At 48.6% G+C, this 17,728-nt stretch carries 14 protein-coding genes; 2 read left to right on the forward strand and 12 right to left on the reverse strand.

What is annotated here, in order from left to right; translation table 11 throughout:
• Positions 1-33 precede the first annotated feature (33 nt).
• The 11 genes from NFR62_RS07175 to NFR62_RS07225 all read right to left on the reverse strand — a co-directional run bounded on the left by NFR62_RS07175 (position 34) and on the right by NFR62_RS07225 (position 14,138).
• Positions 34-651, reverse strand: a complete 618-nt coding sequence (locus tag NFR62_RS07175) for a M23 family metallopeptidase (RefSeq protein WP_251616743.1) — start codon at positions 649-651, stop codon at positions 34-36.
• 104 nt (positions 652-755) lie between these two features.
• Positions 756-1,103 carry a hypothetical protein gene (locus NFR62_RS07180; protein ID WP_251616752.1) on the reverse strand — a complete coding sequence of 116 codons (348 nt, stop codon included), beginning with the start codon at positions 1,101-1,103 and terminating at the stop codon, positions 756-758.
• 214 nt (positions 1,104-1,317) lie between these two features.
• Positions 1,318-2,874 (reverse strand): replicative DNA helicase, encoded by a 1,557-nt coding sequence (gene dnaB, locus NFR62_RS07185; RefSeq protein WP_251616756.1) that lies wholly within the window; start codon positions 2,872-2,874, stop codon positions 1,318-1,320.
• Positions 2,875-2,935: 61 nt separating this feature from the next.
• Entirely contained in the window at positions 2,936-4,762 is a 1,827-nt protein-coding gene (gene typA / locus NFR62_RS07190; RefSeq protein ID WP_251616773.1) for a translational GTPase TypA, read from the reverse strand.
• A gap of 249 nt (positions 4,763-5,011) precedes the next feature.
• Positions 5,012-6,076 (reverse strand): hypothetical protein, encoded by a 1,065-nt coding sequence (locus NFR62_RS07195; RefSeq protein ID WP_251616775.1) that lies wholly within the window; start codon positions 6,074-6,076, stop codon positions 5,012-5,014.
• 5 nt (positions 6,077-6,081) lie between these two features.
• A complete protein-coding gene (pepF, locus tag NFR62_RS07200) occupies positions 6,082-7,857 on the reverse strand; it encodes an oligoendopeptidase F (RefSeq protein WP_251616777.1) in 1,776 nt (591 codons plus the stop codon).
• Between the two features lie 68 nt (positions 7,858-7,925).
• A complete protein-coding gene (locus NFR62_RS07205) occupies positions 7,926-9,287 on the reverse strand; it encodes a PFL family protein (RefSeq protein WP_251616780.1) in 1,362 nt (453 codons plus the stop codon).
• 13 nt (positions 9,288-9,300) lie between these two features.
• Entirely contained in the window at positions 9,301-9,564 is a 264-nt protein-coding gene (locus NFR62_RS07210) for an ACT domain-containing protein (protein ID WP_251616783.1), read from the reverse strand.
• The gene (locus NFR62_RS07215) at positions 9,561-10,205 is read right to left on the reverse strand and encodes a hypothetical protein (RefSeq protein ID WP_251616787.1); all 645 of its coding nucleotides are present in this window, start codon (positions 10,203-10,205) and stop codon (positions 9,561-9,563) included. The genes NFR62_RS07210 and NFR62_RS07215 overlap by 4 nt, the downstream gene beginning before the upstream one ends.
• 136 nt (positions 10,206-10,341) lie before the next feature.
• On the reverse strand, positions 10,342-13,002 hold the full coding sequence (locus NFR62_RS07220; protein ID WP_251616790.1) for an AAA family ATPase: 2,661 nt from the start codon (positions 13,000-13,002) through the stop codon (positions 10,342-10,344).
• A gap of 2 nt (positions 13,003-13,004) precedes the next feature.
• A complete protein-coding gene (locus NFR62_RS07225; RefSeq protein WP_251616792.1) occupies positions 13,005-14,138 on the reverse strand; it encodes a metallophosphoesterase family protein in 1,134 nt (377 codons plus the stop codon).
• Positions 14,139-14,339: 201 nt separating this feature from the next.
• On the opposite strand from NFR62_RS07225, the gene NFR62_RS07230 reads away from it, so the two are divergent.
• Together NFR62_RS07230 and NFR62_RS07235 are read left to right on the forward strand one after the other, a co-directional pair.
• Entirely contained in the window at positions 14,340-15,758 is a 1,419-nt protein-coding gene (locus NFR62_RS07230) for a DnaD domain-containing protein (RefSeq protein ID WP_251616795.1), read from the forward strand.
• A gap of 2 nt (positions 15,759-15,760) precedes the next feature.
• Positions 15,761-16,651, forward strand: a complete 891-nt coding sequence (locus NFR62_RS07235; RefSeq protein ID WP_251616809.1) for an ATP-binding protein — start codon at positions 15,761-15,763, stop codon at positions 16,649-16,651.
• Positions 16,652-16,710: 59 nt separating this feature from the next.
• Here NFR62_RS07235 and NFR62_RS07240 read toward each other — a convergent pair whose 3' ends face one another.
• Positions 16,711-17,703 carry a leucine-rich repeat domain-containing protein gene (locus NFR62_RS07240; protein ID WP_251616811.1) on the reverse strand — a complete coding sequence of 331 codons (993 nt, stop codon included), beginning with the start codon at positions 17,701-17,703 and terminating at the stop codon, positions 16,711-16,713.
• Positions 17,704-17,728: the final 25 nt, after the last annotated feature.

A 17,728-nucleotide genomic window follows, 5' to 3' on the forward strand; every position in this document is an offset into this window, starting at 1 on the left:
GCCTTTTTATATTAAGCCTATTTTCGGCGTTTTTTACTTGTCTATTTCAACGTCGATATAATCTGTGGCGGCAACGTATTTGCCGTCTTTTTTCATTTCAAGATGCAAATGGGCGCCCTGATTTTGTTCGCACATCATTGTGCCTATTGTGCCGAGCACCTTGCCCGCCTCAACTGCGTCGCCTTTTGCCACCTTTGCCGCGTCGAGCCCCTTATAAACCGACACATAGCCTTCGGCATGAGTAACGGTTACAACAACGCCTTCCAAAATGGTGTTTTCAACTTCGGTTACAGTGCCGGGCGCGATTGCAAGCACTTCGCTTCCCGCAGCGGCTTCAAAGTCCACGCCTTTATGGGCGCGCCACTGTTTAAGGGTGTCGTTATACACAAGCTTATCGAGCGCAGCCGCATGAGTAACGGTGCATTCGCCGAGAGGGGCGCTGAAAGTGAGCGGCGGAGTAGTTACGGGCGGGGTGTCGGTGTGAATACCGCCGTCTACGGGCGCGTCCGTTTTTCTCAATCCGAATGTGAGCGAAAGCGTGAGCGCCACCGCCACAAGAACTACCGACGCGCTAATCGCGATTGCGTGCACTCCCTTTTTGCCGAGCTTTTTGGGCTTGTCCGAAGCTCTGTTGGTCTTATACGTTTTCATTTTTTACATTACCTCCGAAAAAGTTTGTTTTTTTGTTGTGCTTTGATTATTGACCGCGTTATGCGGCGTTATACATGCAAATTAAAAATTTTTTATTTTTTTGCTCAATAGCTTCCTTCAAGCATAGGGCTTCCAACGCTTACGCGCCCGTCGTTTACCGCCGTCATAATATTCACTCTCTCGCCCGAAAGTTTTACGCTTTTGTATATTCGCGGACTGTACGCATACAGCACCGTAACGCCGCAATCAAGCTCTTCGCTCCACAAAATCTTTCCGCCGAGTTTTTCGATTGCCTCTACGGCGCAATCGTAATCTCCGTTAAAATCGTAACGAATAGACTCCTCGAAAGCGGTTCTCTCTCCCGCATATCCGCAATCGGCGGGTTCCACTTCGTATAATTTAACGCCGAGCAAAAGCATGAGCACGCCGAGCACGGCAACTATTCTGCGCATAAAAAAATCTCCGTAACGCCGCAACAGTGCGCGCGCTTCGAAGATTATAGCCGAACTTCGTCAACTTTAAACGTTTAATTGCTTAAACAAAGATTTTATATGTTATGTATTACTTTGCGCTCATCGCAACAACACTACTAAGCATATGCTCGGCGTAGCGTCTGCCGTTTTGAATTTACCTTACAAACTCGAAACTATATATTTGATTATACCGTTAAAAAATATCGTTTATATCGCCGTCGTCCGGCGCCGATAAAATTTCTTCGGCGGATTTGTCGGCAAGCGAAAAAGGCTCCGAGCCGTCGAAGCCCGAAAATCCCCCGCCCCTTTCGGGCGGAATGTCTTGCTCGCGTGCCATCGCCGCGCGCGATTTATCAACGTCGAGGAAGCGCACCGAAGGTCCGTCCCATTTAAGTTCCACGCTACCCGTTTCGCCGTTACGGTGCTTCGCTATGATTAGCTCCACTTTGTTGCGCTTTTCTTCGTCTATCGCGGTGTCGTCTTTGTCGAATTCGCGGTAAATAAACATAATTATGTCGGCGTCCTGTTCGATTGCGCCCGATTCGCGCAAGTCGGACATTTGCGGCTTTTTGCTCGTTCTCTTCTCTATATCGCGCGACATTTGGCTTAACAGCAAAATAGGAACGTTAAGTTCTTTCGCGGCTATTTTCATCATACGGGTAATCGTGCTAACTTCTTGCTGCCTGCTCTCCACCCTGTCGCCGCTCGTCATAAGCTGCAAATAGTCTATCATAACAAGGTCGAGCCCTTTTTCGCGCTTTAAACGTCGGCACTTCGAAAGTATTTCCACAGGTGTTGTAAGCGAAGAATCGTCTATATAAATATGCGCCTTATCGAGTCGCGCTTTTGCCGCGATAATCGCTTTCCAGTCTTCGGGACTGAGCCGCCCCGAATTCGCCTTGCTCATATCTACGCGCGCTTCGCTGCATATCATACGCTTGGCAAGCTGAATAGCCGGCATTTCGAGGTTAAAAACCGCGCATCTATACGGGTCGTCTTTGCCCGCCGCAGTCTTGCGCGAAGCGTGCATAGCCGCGTGCGATATAAAGTTCATGCCTATGCTCGTTTTTCCCTGACCGGGACGCGCCGCAATCAGAATAAGGTCTGACGGCTGAAATCCGTTTAAAATATTATCAAGACCCTTAAACCCTGTGGGAATCCCTCTGCCCGCCGTAGGGTCGCGGTACATAAGCTCCATGCGCGAAATGGCTTCAACTATGCTCGGCTGAATTTCACGAAGAGCGCTTCTGTCGTTTTCCTCGCTGAGCGCGTAAATTTCGCGCTCGGCAAACGCAAGGGCGTCGTCGTCGGGGTCGCCGACAAAAGCAACGTCGGTAATCTTTTGAGCCGCGCCGATTAGCTTGCGCAAACTCGAAAGTTTTTTAACAAGTCCCACATAATGCTTATAGTTCGCCGCGCCGGGCACACAGTTGCTTAAATCGGTTAAATAAGTAAGCCCGCCAACTCCGTCCAAAAGCCCCATCGTGTCGAGCTGTTGCGCAAGAGTAACCACGTCTATCGGCTCGTCTCTGCGCGAAAGCTCCACCATAGCGTCGAAAATGTTCGCGTTAGCTTTGCCGTAAAAATCGGAAGCGGCAAGTTCCGACAATATATGTATGGGCGCGTCGGCATCGAGTAGCGCGCAACCGAGCACAGCCTGTTCCGCTTCGTTATTGTGCGGCAGTATGCGCGCTTTAAGATTGGGGTGCTCGGGATTTATTCCGTGAGCGCGAGGATTTTTTGTAGGCACTTGCGTTTTCCTCCGTTTTTTGATTTCGAACTACTAAACGTTTCGATTCCGCTACTTTTTATTATTGCTTTTTGGCGTGAGCGCGCGCTTTAGCCCTAAGTTCCGCGTTGAGAATTTTTTTGCGTATGCGCAAATTAGCGGGCGTAACTTCCAAAAGTTCGTCGTCGGCTATAAAGTCGAGAGCTTGTTCCATGCTCATCACTTTATGAGGCGTAAGCCTAAGCGCCTCGTCGCTTCCCGCCGCGCGCATATTCGTCATTTGTTTGCGCTTGCAAACGTTTACTGCTATATCGTCGCCGCGAGGATTTTCGCCCACAATCATGCCTTCGTACACTTTTGTGCCCGCGCCTATGAATAACGTTCCGCGTTCCTGCGCGTTAAAAAGCCCGTAAGGCACCGCGTCGCCCGTTTCGAAAGCAATTAAACTTCCGCATGGGCGGCGTTCTATTTCGCCGCGATATACGTCGTACTTATCGAATACCGACGTGAGTATTCCCTCTCCTTTCGTGTCGGTTAAAAATTCCGACTTATATCCGAAAAGTCCTCTGCTCGGCACCGAAAATTCAAGACGCATACGTTCGCCTATTGCGTTCATCGATTTAAGTTCGCCTTTGCGCACTCCCATTTTTTCCATTACCACGCCTACGGAGCCGCTCGGAACGTCGGCAATCAGCAAATCTATAGGCTCGGTAACTACGCCGTTTTCCTCTTTAAACAGCACGCGCGGCATTGAAACCTGAAACTCGTAGCCCTCGCGGCGCATGTTTTCTATAAGAATGGAAAGGTGCATTTCCCCTCTGCCGCACACTCTGAAAGCTTCGCTTGTGTCGGTGTCGGAAACGCGTATGCTGACATCGCGCACCGCTTCTTTATACAGTCGCGCTCTTAAATGCCTGCTCGTTACGAATTTACCCTCTTTCCCCGCAAACGGGCTGTCGTTTACCGAAAACGTCATTTCAACGCTCGGCTCGCTTATTTTCGGAAATTCGAGCGGCGTAGGGTCTTCTGGGTCGCACAGAGTGTCGCCTATTGAAACGCCCTCCACTCCCGAAACACACACAATATCGCCGACGGTTGCAACTTCGGCTGTCACTCTGTTTAATCCTTCGAATTGATATATGTTGGTAACTTTCGCGCGAACGGGCTGACGCTCGGCGTGAAAGTTACTCAGCAAAACGTTTTGCCCCGTTCTAAGAGTTCCGCGTTCTATTCTGCCTATTCCGATTGCGCCCACATATTCGCTGTAATCGAGCGCCGACACAAGCATTTGAACGGGAGCTTCGGGGTCGCCTTCGGGCGCGGGAATGTGGCGCACAATAGTTTCGAAAAGCGGAATAAGGTCCTCTCCCTGCCCGTCAGGGTCTAAGCTTGCGGTGCCGTTGCGCCCCGAACAATAAATTATAGGGCTGTCAAGTTGTTCGTCGGAGGCGTTAAGCTCCATTAAAAGTTCTATAACTTCGTCGCAAACCTCTTTAACGCGCCTGTCGGGACGGTCCACTTTATTAACTACTATAACAACTTTATGCCCGAGTTCGAGCGCTTTGCTTAGCACGAAACGGGTTTGCGGCATAGTTCCCTCGTAAGCGTCTACCAAAAGCACAACGCCGTTCACCATTTTTAAAATACGTTCCACTTCTCCGCCGAAGTCGGCGTGACCCGGAGTGTCTACAACGTTTATTTTATAGTTGCCGTATTTAACCGACGTGTTTTTCGCAAGTATTGTTATGCCGCGCTCGCGTTCTAAGGCGTTCGAATCCATAACTCTCTCGGCAACAACCTGATTGCTGCGAAACGCGCCGCCCTGTTTTAACATTTGGTCTACAAGCGTCGTTTTGCCGTGGTCAACATGCGCTATAATCGCAACGTTTCTGATTTGTTCGTTTGTCATTTGGTTTTCACTCTTCTAATAATATATAATTTTTTATTTACCAGCCTTTTTGAGGCGCCAACTTAGGCGACGGGCACAGTGATTTATTAACTTTGTTACAGCTACCCTTTCCATGACCGCTAAAAAGCCGTCAAGGGCGCAGACCTTGTCGTTGCGGGGTAGGGGTTCAAAAGGGAAGGGACACAGTCGAAAGTGTCCCGCCCTTTTGTCGTTTTTGCAGGCTTTTTGCGAACAAAAAGCCGATGTTTTTCATGCAAACGGGTCTATATTCCCCTCGAACGGGTCGTACGGGAACGAGTCTTTCGGTTTAGGAGGCGGAAGCTTTTCTTTTTGCTTTTTGATTACGCGCGCCGCCAAAACGGTAAGTCCCACAGTTATGCCGCCCGCAACAATCGCAACGATATACCAACCTGTGGGGTCGGCTCTGCGATATTGATAAGTTACGAGCGTTTCCCCGTCGCCAACGTTCTTTTGAAACACATAGTACACCCCTTTTTTGTCGGGAGTGCCGTTTGAATCTTGCACATAAAGCCTGTCGTCGCATTCCACGTTCATCTTTTGCGAGGCATACCAAAAGTTGCGCAACATAATTTCGGTGTATTCGCCGAGTTCAGCCGCAGGGAAAGCCTCAGTAAATCCGGGCAACACTTCGCGGTATACCATTCCCGACTCGCTGTCGTATATAAAGTCGGGATTGTCTATAATGTCGGGATGGTTGGGCTTGTTCTCGTATTGCGGGAAAATTTCGATTAAACCGAAAATCAAAATTCCCATTGCGGTGTTGTTGTCTTTGAGCAGTTGTTCGCCTTCGTCAAACCGCGCTTTCGCTTCGGCGAGTTCTTTTTGCCAAAAGTTAAACCTATCGGCGCGCACGGTGTTTATAGTGCGGAAAAACAGATTCGTTTTAACGTCGTACTCTCCCGAAAGCGTCAAGCCGTCGGAAAGATATTCGTTTCCTTTCCGCTTCGGAATTTGAACGTTGTTAAAACGGTACACCTTTTGTCGCGCCGCTTCGTCGTTATAAACTCCGTCGAAACTGTAAGTAAAGCCGTACAGTTCGCTCAAATCCGAAAAGTAATCGTCGAACCACGTTTGTAACGTCCATTTTTTGCCGTTGTGGCGTTTAGACGCGGCGGCGCTTTCGTTCAAAAGCGAATCCACCGCCTGAGGTATTCCTATGTCTATGCGAAAATACCAAAAATCGTCGTCGGACGACTCGTAAACGTCTATTCGAGCGTCGCACCCCGCGAAAGTCATTATTATAACCGCGAACAGCGCGCACACCAAAGATTTAATTGTTTTACGCGTTTTCAAACCTATTACACAAGCTCCTCTAACAATGCGAGAGTTTCGGAAAATTCTTTCATGGCAACTTTATACGGCTCGTCGCTCTTCAAATCCACGCCTACGTCGCACAAAATATCATAAGGCGATTTGCTTCCGCCCGCCGACAGGAATTTCTCTTTGTAACGCGCCACCGCGCTCTCCCCTTCTTCCAAAATGGCGTGCGCGATATTTACCGCGCTCGTTATGCCCGTTGCATATTTATACACATAAAAAGCATGATAAAAATGCGGAATACGCGCCCATTCGAGCCTTATCTGACGGTCGTGCACAACGTGGGGTCCGTAATACTTTTTGTTGAGTTTCATATATTCGCGCGAAAGCGATTCTACGGTTAGCGGCTTGCCCGCTTGCGCCATAGAATGACTGCTAAGTTCGAACTCCGCGAACATAGTTTGGCGGAACAAAGTGGTGCGGAACATATCAAGATAATAAGCAAGCAAGAATTTGCGCATTGCGGGTTCCGTTTCCGTTTTCAGCATATATTTGAGCAACAAAACTTCGTTTACCGTGCTTGCCACTTCGGCAACGAAAATAGAATAATCGGCGTTAATATAGTCTTGTTCTTTGCTCGAATAATACGAATGGAGAGAGTGCCCGAGCTCGTGAGCGATTGTGAACACGTCGTGAGCGGTGGAGCTGTAATTGAGGAGCACGAACGGATGCACGCCGGTAACGCCCATGCTGTAAGCTCCGCTGCGCTTGTTTTCCGTTTCGTAAACGTCGAGCCAACGGGAACGGCGCGCGGTGCGCAACAACTCGATATATTCTTCTCCGAGCGGCGCAAGTCCTTTCAGCACAAGCTCGAAAGCTTCGTCGAATTTAAGTTTTAAATCGGCTTCTTTAACAAGCGACACATACAAATCGTACATGTGCAACTTTTCCGCGCCGAGCGCTTTTTTTCTTAGCGCGACGTATCTGTGAACGGGCTCCAAGTTTTCGCCCACCGTTTTAACAAGCTTAGTGTATACTTCGCCGGGAACGTTGTCGGAGTCGGTAGATTTTTCGACTGCGCTCGCATAACCGCGAGCCGTAGCAAGATAATTGTCTTTGGCAACCGACGCGGCGTAGTTCGCGCCGATAGTATTGATTAAACTGCCCACAGCCTTATACATTCCCTCGAACGCTTTTTTTCTGAGCGCGGGGTCGAGCGACGAAAGACATTCGCTGTAAAGCCCGTGAGTGAGTTTCACCTTTTTGCCGTTCACGTCTATTTTGGGAAAAGGCATATCAACGTTGTTTATCATTCCGAATACGTTGCCATATCCCGAATAAGTGGTTTGCCCGAGAGCGAGCAATCTCTCTTCTTCCGCCGACAGTATATGACGCTTACTGCGGCGCACCTCGCTCAGCATATATTTATATACCGCAAGGTCGGGGTCGTTCATATATGCCGACAGAGTAACGTCGTCGAGCGCTCCGAGCTCGGGCGTTATGAACGACGAATATGTGGCGTAGTGCATATATATGTCTTCCGAGCGGCTGTAAAGCGACAGTCCGCATTCGTCGGCGCTGTTTTCGTCGTGCTTTAACTGGGCGTAGCAACAAAGGCGTTCGAGCCGCCGGCAAATCGCGCTGTTGCACTCCATGCAAGCCAAAAACTCGTATTTGTCGCCGAGCTTTCCTTTATACGACAGCACCGACGGCAAAGCCTTGTTTACTTCCGAAAATTCTTTTTCCCATTCGCCGACGTTTTGAAAGATGTCTTCTATTCGCCATATGTCTCTTTCGTTCACTTCGCTTCTTTTCATTGTTATTACATAACCTCCTATTGAAAAGCACAATCGCGCAAAAACCGACGGGAATGTGCCGTAAATTTTTAATTTTTTAACGAATGTATTGGCGCGGGCACTCTTCCGCCACGCCTTATAAACTCGTTTGCGGAAAATGAATTTACAGGCATAACGGGCGCCGTTCCGAGCAGTCCGCCGAATTCCACCTCGTCGCCCACCTTTTTGCCGGGAGCGGGAATTATTCTAACCGCCGTAGTTTTGTTGTTTATCATACCTATCGCGCACTCGTCGGCTATAATCGCGCTTATAGTTTCGGCGCTCGTGTCGCCGGGCACCGCGAGCATATCGAGCCCCACGCTGCACACGCAAGTCATAGCTTCGAGTTTTTCTATTGTTAAAGCGCCCTTTCTTACCGCGCGAATCATTCCTTCGTCTTCCGACACGGGAATAAACGCGCCCGAAAGCCCGCCCACGCTGCTCGACGCCATAACTCCGCCTTTTTTAACGGCGTCGTTGAGTATTGCAAGACATGCGGTTGTGCCGGGAGCGCCAACGCTTTCAAGCCCCATTTCTTCGAGAATTTGCGCAACGCTGTCGCCCACTTTGGGAGTGGGAGCCAAACTCAAATCCACAATACCGAAAGTAGCGCCGAGCCGCTTTGCCGCTTCCGACGCCACAAGCTGCCCCACCCGCGTAATTTTGAACGCGGTGCGCTTTATTTCTTCCGCAACCGCGAGAAGATCGGCGCCTTTGCCGAGTTTACGGAGCGCGCAACTCACGGCGCCGGGTCCCGAAACGCCAACGTTTATAATCGCGTCGCCCTCGCCGACGCCCGTAAACGCGCCCGCCATAAAAGGATTATCTTCCACCGCGTTACAAAAAACCACGAATTTGGCGCAACCGAGCCCTCCCTCGTTTGCGGTGAGGGCGCTCAACTCTTTTATCTTTTCACCCATAAGGCGAACGGCGTCCATATTTATGCCGCTGCGAGTGCTTCCCACGTTTACCGACGAACAAACTTTTTTTGTTTTTGAAATTGCTTCGGGTATGCTGTTAATAAATTCGCGTTCGAACGGCGACGTTCCCTTATGCACGAGAGCCGTGTAGCCGCCTATAAAGTCTATGCCTATTTCGCTCGCGGCTCTATCGAGAGCTTGCGCTATTTTAACGTAGCCGCCCGTTTTGGCGCCGAGCAAACTCACGGGAGTAACCGACACGCGCTTGTTCACAATGGGCACGCCGTATTGTTCCGCGATTTCTTCGCCCACCGCCACGAGTTTTCCCGCGCGCGAACGGATTTTATTATACGCAAGTTCCGCCGTTTCGTCGGCGGTGCGCCCCACGCAGTCGAAAAGCGACAAAGCCATAGTTATGGTTCGCACGTCAAGATTTTCGTTGTCGAGCATGCGAACCGTTTCGAGTATTTCGTTTTTGTTGAAGTTTATCATGCGCGCCTCGCAACTATATTCTGTGCATCGCCGAAAAAACGTCTTCGTGCTGAATTGATATATCCACCCCGATAGACTTTCCGAGTTCTTCGGCGCCCTTTCTGAACTCGCCTATTTGCACCGAACCCGTTTCCACAAGCATTATCATTGCGAAATAGTTTTGAAGCACGGTTTGGCTTATGTCTTCAACGTTCGCGCCCTTGTTCGCCAAAAATTCGGTAACGCGCGCTATTATGCCCGATTTGTCTTTGCCCACTACGGTAACTACCGCTTTCATTGTTTTTCGTCCTCTATGTTTGTTAGTTGATTTTCTTGTACTGTAATTGCATTATTCGAAACCGCCGTTTCGTTTGTTTCGGTTTTCGCTTCGCATTCTTTGTTCTTCAACGCGGGAATTTCGAGAATTTCGTAAGCCATTAAAATGTTCGCGTGGCTCACAAGTTTTAGCTTTGTGCCCTCTTCAAGCTCTATTTTGGGAACAGTGTATTCTATCAGGAGCTTTCTTTCGTCTATATCCCCTCTTCTTAGCGGACGGGTTTTTAAAAGCATCGAATAAAAGTATACGCCGTCTTTCATTCCGACGCTGTTGTCATAACCCAAAAACTTACCTTCGAACGTGTCTTTTAAGCCGCGTTCCATATCTTTGAGCATAGCCACATATTTGCGAGTGAGCCTGTATTTTATCGAAAAGAAAAACAAACTGTAACACGCGAACGCAATAGTTATTATTGCCGAAATCGCACCGAACAAAAAGGTGAAACCTCTGTTTCGCTGCACTTCCACCATATAAACGCTAAGCGTTACGAGAGTTGCCACAACTGCGGCAACCGCAACAAGCAAGGCAAACCAAGTCCAAAACAAGAACTTTTTTTCGCGCCGAGCCGCCGCCTTTTCTTCTTTACCGAATACGTCAGTCATGTGTGCTCCGTGTTTTGCCCGTAACGACGGGCGCAATATACTTAATTAGTATAGCATAATTCCCGACATAATGTAAAGTAAAACAAACGAACCCGAAATAATATTGACGAGCGTTCGGAGGCTTTGTTTTATGCGGTTACGTTCCCGTAGTATACGCAATGTCGCTCCCATCGTCTTCCGTTGCGGGAATAACGTTTAGCCTCGCGGGAATTCTGTCGGCAAGTTCGGCGCGGTGCGTCACTATTCCCACCGTAGTATCGCGCGAAAGTTTTACGAGCGCTTGTGTAACGGTTTCCATAGCCCGCTCGTGCAAAGTTCCGAATCCTTCGTCTATAAAGAAAAACTCGTAGTTCTGCGAGGCTATTTCTCCGGATATTGCCATAGCTATGCTAAGGCTTGCCAAAAACGTCTCTCCGCCCGACAAAGTTTTAACTTTGCGACGCGCGTTGTCGGCAAAAAAGTCCTCCACCCAAAAATCGCCTTCGTCGTACCAAAGGGTGTATTTTCCGCCCGAAAGCGACGAAAGAGTTTCGCTCGCCGCATAAGTGAACGATTGCACATATTCTTCGGCGACGAACGAAAACAACTTGTTCTCGCTCGAAACGCATTTATTTAGTTTTATTAGCTCGTCTTGCTTTAACGCAAGCTCTTTCTTTTTTTGCGCGAGTTCTTTCTTCTTATTCAAACTTTCGCGCAGCCTTTCAATTTCGTTTTGCAATCTGCCGCTTTTTTCAGCAAATTGAGCAAACTCTTTCCTTATTTCTTCGAGAGCGAACTTTGCGGCTGTAAACTCCTCGCGGTTGAAAGGCTCTTTCGGAAGAGTTTTTATTATCTCCCTTTCGGCGTCGGACTTTGCGAGTAACCCCGCCTCGCGCGCCGCGAGTTCCGACTCCTTTTTGCGCAAAACTTCTTCTTTTTCGGCTTGGGCTTTTTGTGCTTTTTCGTATTCCTCTATTGCCGCTCTCGCCTCGTTTTCGGCGGCTGGAATAGTTTTGCCGCCTAATCTTTCGGCTATTTTCGTTTTGAGCTTGTCTATATCGGCGCGTATTTTTTTACCCTCCGCCGTTACAGAATCGCGTTCTTTTTCGGCGGCGGTAAGGTTTGCCGCAAGCTCCGAACGTTCTTTTTCCACGTCTGCCAAAACCTTAGCCGTTTCAGCGCCCAGCTTTGCCCATTCAAATGCCGCGCTCGGCTCGCCGCAGATTTTGCAAAGCGTTTCCTCGCATTCCGACAAACTTTTTTTAGCGGCGGAAAGCGCTTCGGTGTGCCTGGCGTATTCCACTTCGTTGGAACCGAACTTTTTGTCGGCGTCTTGCGCCGAACGCTCCAAAGCGTCGCAACTTTCTTTTAGCGCCGTAAGTTCCGCGCTTTCGCATTGCGGCGCCGTTTCGCCGCAATACTCGCCCCCGCAAACGGGGCAACGTTCTCCGCTCTTCAACGCGCCTCTAACAGCCGCCGCCGCGTTTAAAACTCTCGCCGCCTCGTATTCTTCCTTAGCCGCCGCAAGCCGCGCCTTTATGTTTTCGCACTCGCGTTCGAGAGCGCTTCTCTCTAAAAACAAAGTTTCCAAAATCACCGTTTCGGCGCGCGACGCTTTTTCCGCTTCGATTTTTTTTGCCGTCGCGTCTTTCGACTTATCCGAATCGTTTTCCGCCTTTATCCGCACTGCGGCAAAATCGGCTTCGGAACAGCCGCAAAGCGGATAATTAGCGCCGCTTAATTTTGCGGCAAGCTCCGCTATTTTCTTTTCGCTTTCGTCTTTAACCGACGCGGTTGCCGACAAACGCGCGCTAAAATTTTCGCAACGAGCAACTGCGTCTTTATATTGCTCGGTAAGCGCAAAACGTTTGCTTTCAAGCTCCTCAACCTCTTTTCCGTCGCGCTCGCATTCTTTTATTTGCGAAAGAGTAACGTTTGCCGCATCGCTTCTTTTCTTTAATTCTATAAGCGTCTCTTTTTCTTTCTCGCACTTTTCTCGCTCGTTTGCGGCAAATTCTTTTTCTCTTTCGGCAAGTTTAAGCAAATCGAGCGCGTCTTGCAAATTTTTTTCGGCTTGCGCCCTTTTTTCGGCGACTTCGGCAAGCTTTTCTTTTTGTTTTACGTCGGCTTCGAGCTTTTCGGTTTTCGCCTGTTTTTCCGCGCAAAGCTTTTCCGTTTCGTTCTTTTCTTTTTTTACTTCGGCGAAAACGGCTTCGGTTACGCCTTCGTATTGCATTAGCGCGGAATCTAAGGCTTTCAATTCTTTATCGCAGTTGTTGCACGCGTCGGCTACCGTTTTTTTGAGTTTTTCAAACCTTTCGAGATTGAAAAGTTTTGCAACGGTTTTCACGCGTTCCGCCTTTTGCATTTGCATAAACTCGGCAAATTTTCCCTGCTCCAACACCACAACTTTGGTAAAATCGTCTTTGTCGAGCTTTAACATGCCTTTTATCCGCTCGGTTACGCTATCCGCTTTGTCGGCAAGCACATCGCCCGTGTCGAGGTTAGTTAGGCGCGCCGCGCTCGACGAATTGCGTCTCAGTTCGCGGTATACTCTGTAACGCGCTCCGTCGGCAGTAAAATCGAGAGTGATTTTCCCTTTGTCGCTTTTGGTGTTTATGTAATCTTTAAGATTTCCGCGATTATGTTTAGACGGCGCATAAAGCGCTAAAATAACGCAATCGAGAACTGTCGTTTTTCCGCTTCCCGTAGGTCCGCAAATGCAAAAAATTCCGTCTTGCGAAAGCTGCTCGAAGTCTATCGTGCGTTCGGCTAAAAAACTGTTTATTCCCTCGATAGAAAGCTTTAACGGTTTCACTTTTAAATCGCCTCCCCGTTCATAGCTTTGTTAAACATTTCGAGCATGCTTGCCGACGGTTTTTCGGAATACGTCTTTTCGAAAAAGTCGGCGAAAAGTTCGGCGTCCGAACGCATCTTTTTTTCGGTCGCGACGCGCTTTGGCATAAGATAAATGTTTTTTAGCGCAACGAAATTTTCGCAACCGCGCATTTCGGCGTATTTGCTTGCGCTCAGCGGTTGCGGACTGTCGTATAATATGCGCACGAACTCGCCCTCGTGCTCTTTAAGCGCGAGCATACATTCGTCGAAGTTCTTAACCGTTACGGTAGCGAGCCTCCGACCCGATTGAACGGGAATATTCTCCACTTTTACCGATGCGGGCGAAGTATACAGCAGATTAAAAAACTTTTCGCTTCTGTCGTCGAACGAATAAGCGAGCGGACTGCCGCTGTAATACACAGAGCCCGACTTACTGACGCATTGCGGCTTATGAACGTGCCCGAGAGCCGTATAGTGGGCTTTCGGCAACACGTCGAGCGGCAAAAGAGCGGCTGTGCCGAGTTCGGCTTCGTCGTTCGCCCGCTTGCTTCCCGCCATAAATATATGACTTACCGTAATATTGCAGTCGCTCGCGGTAAAGCCTTTCGAACACAGCGAAAGCCACTCGCGCACATTTTCGGCGTAACTTTTTTGAGTGTCGGGCAAATATCCGAGCTGCGACATTCTTGAAAGCGACGGATAAGGCAAAAGAACCATATTTATCCGCTCGCCATTTCTTTTAAGAGTAACGTAACCCTCGCCGCCTCCGAAAGGCTCTTTAACGTTTTTATAGTCGAGCGAACCGCCGAGCAATATGCCGCATTCCCGCGCTATTCCGCACGGCGCCGAAAGACGCTCGGGGTTATCGTGGTTGCCCGCAATGGCTATAACGGGGCAATGCCTACTCAAAGAAAGACAAGCGGAATAAAACAGCGCTTCGGCTTCGGCGGGCGGGTTCACCGTATCGAAAACGTCGCCCGCAATCAAAACGGCGTCGGCTCCCGTTTCGCGTACCGCCCTTTCAAGCTCGCAAAGAGCTTGCTCCTGTTCGGGAAGTCGGCTCTTGCCTTCCAACCTTTTTCCAAGATGCCAATCCGAAGTGTGAATTATTTTCAACGCCGTTCACTTCCTTAAAACGCTTGAATTTTTTCTCGCGTAGTGGTATTATAGTATATACGCCTATTAGAATTGAAATACCCGTATACCTTTCAATTATATATCAAAACGGCGGAGCTTTGCAAGTTTTTGCGGGCAAAAACAATTTTTTGCCGCTACATTACTGCGCCGCAACGATATTCACGGCAAAACGGAGCACTTATGGGAACTATTAAATTAAGCGATAGCCTTGCGGGCAGACAAAAACTGACAATCGACGGCACGTTCGTTTCGGAATATATGCCGTCGGCGCCCGACGGATACGTTAAAATATACCTTGCGGGAATGTATCTTGCCTTAACCGACCCCGAAAACAACGAAGAAACCGTTGCGGCAAGACTTTTCACCGACGCGAAAACGGTGTCGGAAGCTTTTTTGTATTGGCAAGAGCAAGGGCTCGTGCACGTCGGTTCGGACACCCGCTCGGTGGAATATCTTCCCGTTGTGCCGCGAAATCGCCAAATACGCAAATTCAGCAAAGAAAAATACCGCACCTTTAACGAACAGCTTCACGCGCTTTTTCCCAACCGCAACATTTTGCCCGGCGAATACAACGAATATTACAACGTTATGGAAACGTACAACATAGAAATCGAAGCTATGCTAACCGTTATAGGATATTGCAAACGGCTTAAAGGCGACGACATTACATACCCTTACATAGTTACCGTAGCGCGCAATTTCGCCGCCGAAGGATATATAACTTTCGACAGAGTGAGCGAAAAAATAAGCGAACTCGACTTATACGGCGACGAATTGAGAGCGGTTGCCAAAGCTTTGGGAAAGCGCACGGTAGACCACGACGACAGACGGCTTTACGGCAAATGGACAAAAAATTTCGGGTTCGATTCGGGCACCGTAATAAACGTTGCAAAATCCGTTAAAAAAGGCGGAATGGCAAAGCTCGACGCAAAACTTACCAAATATTACGAGCTACACCTTAGCACGCTCGCGGAAATAAACAATTACGAAAAAAGCCGCGACGAACTGTATTCCATTGCAAAAAACGTAAACCGCATAATAGGCGTATATTACGAACAACTCGATTACATTATAGAGAGCTACACATTAAACTGGCTGAACATGGGATTCGACGCACCCACTTTGGAAAAAGTTGCGGAATACTGTTTTAAACACGGTTTGCGCACACTCGACGCAATGAACGACACTTTAAAAAAGTTCTACAAAATAGGTTGCGTAACCGCCGAAAGCATTGCGGGCTTTGTTTCGGAAGCCGCTAAGAGCGACGACGAAATAAAAGAAATATTCGAGGCGGCGGGAGTCGTGCGTCAAATTTCAACGCGCGACCGCGACTATTACCGAACATGGACGTTCAGTTGGAAAATGCCCAAAGACGTGATATTATACGGAGCGACCGTTGCGAAAAAAGCGGACAGCCCCCTATCCTACCTAAATTCAATACTCGCCGCATGGCACGACAAAGGAATCTCTTCGAAAGACGAAGCGATAAAAGCGGGAACTTCGGCTCCCGCGCAAAAAACAAGCGAACACCGCGTGGTTGCCGATTTCTCGGCAGACGAGCTTAACGCGGCGTTCGACAAACTGAACGAGGAACTATAATCATGAACTACTCCGACGCTGTGCGCGCAATAGCTGCCGATTTTAAACGGCGCAAAAGCGAATACGAACAAGCCGAACTCCACCTGCTTTCTTCAAACGCTGAATTTGCGGAAAGCGAACGCGAAAAACGCGCGCTTTTGCTCGCTGCGGCAAAAGGAGAAAAGCCCGACTCCGAAAAGCTCGAAAAAGCGCTTGCAAAAAACGAAGCCGTTCGAAAAAAGTTGGGGCTCGTTCCACCCAAGCCGCGTTGCCCCGTGTGTTCCGACACAGGGCGGGCAAACGGAAAATTCTGCGATTGCGCCGTAGCGCTTGCGGTGCGCTCTCAAAGCGGCGAAATCGGAATACCGTTGCACTCGTTCGAAGAAACTGATTTTTCGGTATACGGCGACGAAGCCGAAAACTATATAAAGTTGTTTTCGCAAATTAAAACAATTTGCTCATCGTACCCGCAAAATAAAAAGCGTTGCATTGTTCTCTGCGGCGGCACGGGAAACGGAAAAACCTATCTCGCGGGTTGCGCGGCAAAAAGACTGCTCGAACGCGGACTGAGCGTTATGGCTTTAACCGCGTTTGCGGCAAACGACAGATTCTTGAAATACCACACTTGCTTCGACGGCGGCAAAGCGGAAGCGCTCGAACCTTTGTTACACTGCTCCGCCCTTATAATAGACGACTTGGGCACCGAAAGCATACTGAAAAACGTAACTTTGGAATATCTTTATCAAGTAATCAACGAGCGAAACACTTCGGGCAAACTCACATTCATTACCACCAACTTAACGCCCGAAAAACTGCTGTCGCGTTACGGCGAGCGCATATACAGCCGCCTGTTCGACAAGTCGCTTTCGTTCGCCACATACCTAAAAGCAAAAGACATAAGAAAAGCTTTTTAAACGCAAAAAGAGTTCGCACGGTTTGTATGCGAACTCTTTTTTATTGCAATTTTAGGCGCTTACTTTTTAACTATGTCGCCGTCGGTGCAACGAATTGTTACGCTACGCGTGGTGCCGCTGTTCGCTTCTTCGAAAGCTTGCCACTCCGCCTGCGTGCCGTTAAAAGTTATAATCTTTATGTTCGGACATTCGAGAAAAACGTTTTTGCCCATTTTCATAGTCTTGTTATTTATCGTTATACTTTCGAGAGCCCCGCAATCATGGAATGCCAACTCGCCCACTTCTTGCACCTTTTCGGGGAACGTAATCGATTTCAGTTTAAAACAATATTTGAAAGCTTCTTTTTCTATCACGTTAAGACTGTCGGGCAAAGTTATGCTTTCAAGATGGGTGCAAAAACAAAACGCCCTTTCGCCTATTGTTTCTATGCCCTCGCCGAGCGTGACGCTCGTAAGCGAAACGCAATCTTGGCACGACTGTTGCGGAACTTTTTTTATGCCGCCCGGAAATGACACGCTTTGCAGAGCTTTCAATCCGTTACAGATTGAGTTGCCGAGCCACGTCACGTTTTTCGGAATAGTTAGGCTTTTGAGAGATTTACAATAAGGGAATGCGCTACCGAGCGTGATAAGGCTATCAGGCAAAGAAATACTTTCAAGCGCTTCGTTATACATAAAAGCCCCGCCGTTTATTTTCGTTATTCCTTCGGGAATTACTATTTCCTTTACATAGTGCATTCCGCCAAGCGACTCGACGCAAGTTACGGGTAGCCCGTCTATTTCGGTAAGAATATGTTTAAGAGGCAAAGTTGTGTCATGGAAAGTCGGATAAGCAATTTTAAACTCTTTTTTGCCTCCGTCTTCCACCAACATATATCCGATTCCCCCCTCGTCTACGCCGATTCCGCCGTTAATGTACGTGTATTTATACCCCTCTGAAGTAGTTCCCAAATCCGTTTTGCCGTCGTCGAAAAAACCGCAACCCGATAGGCAAAGCGCCGAGAAAACCGCGCACAAAATCGTGCAAACAATAATCGAAAATTTCTTTTTCATGTTCTCCTCCGAAACAATTTTTTTC

Source organism: Pumilibacter muris (assembly GCF_943193045.1).
Lineage (GTDB): Bacteria > Bacillota > Clostridia > Christensenellales > Pumilibacteraceae > Pumilibacter > Pumilibacter muris.